Origin of the sequence: Bullifex sp. (assembly GCF_034103065.1) — a bacterium.
Classification (GTDB): Bacteria; Spirochaetota; Spirochaetia; order Sphaerochaetales; family Sphaerochaetaceae; genus Bullifex.
Genome location: NZ_JAXEGN010000037.1, coordinates 1 through 2309, shown reverse-complemented (window position 1 = coordinate 2309; position 2309 = coordinate 1). Strand labels below are relative to the sequence as shown.

2 protein-coding genes, 1 tRNA gene and 1 pseudogene are annotated in these 2309 nt (G+C 36.8%); 1 reads left to right on the top strand and 3 read right to left on the bottom strand.

Features of this window, described 5'->3' with window-relative positions; genetic code table 11:
- Positions 1–265, bottom strand: a pseudogene (locus SOY52_RS01385) (serine dehydratase subunit alpha family protein); the annotation flags it as partial.
- Positions 266–276: 11 nt separating this feature from the next.
- Positions 277–765 carry an L-2-amino-thiazoline-4-carboxylic acid hydrolase gene (locus tag SOY52_RS01380; RefSeq protein ID WP_320847194.1) on the bottom strand — a complete coding sequence of 163 codons (489 nt, stop codon included), beginning with the start codon at positions 763–765 and terminating at the stop codon, positions 277–279.
- A gap of 77 nt (positions 766–842) precedes the next feature.
- Between SOY52_RS01380 and SOY52_RS01375 the strand changes: the two genes are divergently transcribed.
- Complete coding sequence (locus SOY52_RS01375; RefSeq protein ID WP_320847193.1) at positions 843–2036, top strand: coenzyme F420-0:L-glutamate ligase; 1194 nt, start codon at positions 843–845, stop codon at positions 2034–2036.
- Positions 2037–2218: 182 nt separating this feature from the next.
- Here SOY52_RS01375 and SOY52_RS01370 read toward each other — a convergent pair.
- Positions 2219–2291 (bottom strand) — tRNA-Met (locus tag SOY52_RS01370).
- Positions 2292–2309: the final 18 nt, after the last annotated feature.

The window sequence follows — 2309 nt, the reverse complement described above, 5'->3', positions numbered from 1 at the left end:
AATGAAGATTAGAAGTTCCTCCAAGTGCACCCAGCAGAGCTGCTGCTTCAATACCCTTCATACCATTAGAGTTTGGAACTGTAACACTCTTAACATTCTTTACAACGTTTCCAGAGCATTCAACTATTAGTTTATCAAAATCTCTATTAAGTAGCTCAGATGCCGCTGCACTTGCATATGCTATTGCAACTGGTTCTGTACACCCAAGTGCTGGTTTTAATTCTTCATTTAATATTTTTGTATACGCATCAATGATATTACACATAAAAACCCTTATTATTTTTTGTGGTATCGTAAAGCACAAATATCATCACCTTTAGCAATGCATTTAGGCAAATCTAATTTGGCACCGTATTCTTCTCCAATTCCATGGTCACCACACATAGCGATATCACAAAGTCTTGCTATTTCGCTATCTGAGCAACCTTGCTTTTGCCAAGCTTTTACTAGAGGACAATAATGGAAATCGATATTTAATTCATCATCTGTTGATTTTTTAACATCCATTTCAAATACCATTTGGGCAGCCTTAGAGAAAAGAGTTTTCTTTAGTCCTTTTAAGGAATTAGTCTTACCCTTCTTAACAAGCTCACCACCTTGATAAAGTCCACATCTTTTAATTGCATCAGGAGCAAAGTCCTCCCATTTTAAGCCTTTTTTCTCAGCTTCATCACAAAGCAAATAAAGCCATAGAGCACGATGCTCTAGAAGTTCTCGAATTTTTACAATTAAGATATTTTTAATTTTTGCTTCATTTTTAATCATAGATAAATATTATAGCATCAAAAAAATAAAATATGGTATAAACTATATTATACATTGAAATTCGGGAAGGTTAATTTATGGCAAGAACAACAGGCGTTGTATCAAGAGGCATTAGATGCCCAATTATTAAGCAAGGTGATAATCTTATTTCTATTGTAAAAGATAGTGTACTTGAAGCAATTAAAGAAGAAAATATCACAGTTAAAGATAGAGATATTGTAGGTGTTACTGAAGCAGTTGTTGCACGTGCTCAGGGAAATTACTGTTCATGTGATGACATTGCAAAGGATGTAAAAGCTAAGTTTGGGGAAAGCACAATTGGTCTTATTTTCCCTATTCTCTCTAGAAACCGCTTCTCCCTTATATTAAAAGGTATTGCAAGAGGTGCTAAGAAAATTGTTTTAATGCTCAGCTATCCATCAGATGAGGTTGGTAACCACCTTATTTCTCTTGACCAGGTAGATGAAGAAGGTATTAATCCTTATAGTGATGTTCTTACAGAAGAAGATTATAGAGCTCATTTTGGCTATCAAAAGCATGAGTTCACAGGCGTAGACTATGTAGAGTTCTATAAAGAGCTCATTACAGCAGAGGGCTGTGAAGCAGAGATTATTTTTGCAAACAACGCTCTTAGAATCTTAGACAAAACAGATGCTGTAATTTGTGCAGACATCCACACAAGAGCAAGAAGCAAGCGATTATTAAAGAAAGCTGGTGCAAGAATTGTACTTGGTCTCGATGATTTAATGACTCAAAGTGTTGATGGCTCTGGTTTTAACGCTGATTACGGTCTCCTTGGTTCAAACAAAGCTACAGAAAACACATTAAAGCTCTTTCCTCGTGATGCTCAAGAATTTGCAGAAGGTCTTTCAAAAGCATTAAGCGAAGCAACAGGTAAGAAAATTGAAGCATTAGTTTATGGTGATGGTGCTTTCAAAGATCCTCAGGGTAAGATTTGGGAGCTTGCTGATCCTGTTGTATCACCAGGCTTTACTTCAGGTCTTTTAGGACTCCCAAATGAAGTTAAACTTAAATACCTAGCAGATAATGACTTTGCCGAGCTAAAGGGTGAAGAGTTAAAAGCTGCAATGAAAGACTTTATTTCACATAAAAATTCAGATCTTAAAGGTCAGATGGTTAGCCAAGGTACTACACCTAGAAAGATTACAGACCTTATTGGTTCTCTTTGTGACCTCACAAGTGGTAGTGGAGATAAAGGAACTCCTGTTATCTTTATTCAAGGCTACTTCGACACTTATGCAGATGAATAATTAATTCATTTTTTATTTCTCCCTAGGCTCTCCTAGGGATTTTTTGTATTTAAGCAAAAGGTAATAAAAAAGCAACCGCTTCATCAGCCAACGCTGTGAGAACGATTGCATGGTTCTTCGATGGTCTGGAGACCAGTTAATATTGGATGCCTTTGCTATCTCAATATTCCAGTACATCTATTTAGCAGGGGTAGGACTCGAACCTACGACCCCCGGGTTATGAGCCCGATGAGCTGCCAACTGCTCTACCCTGCGATGAATTCTTATTAAATG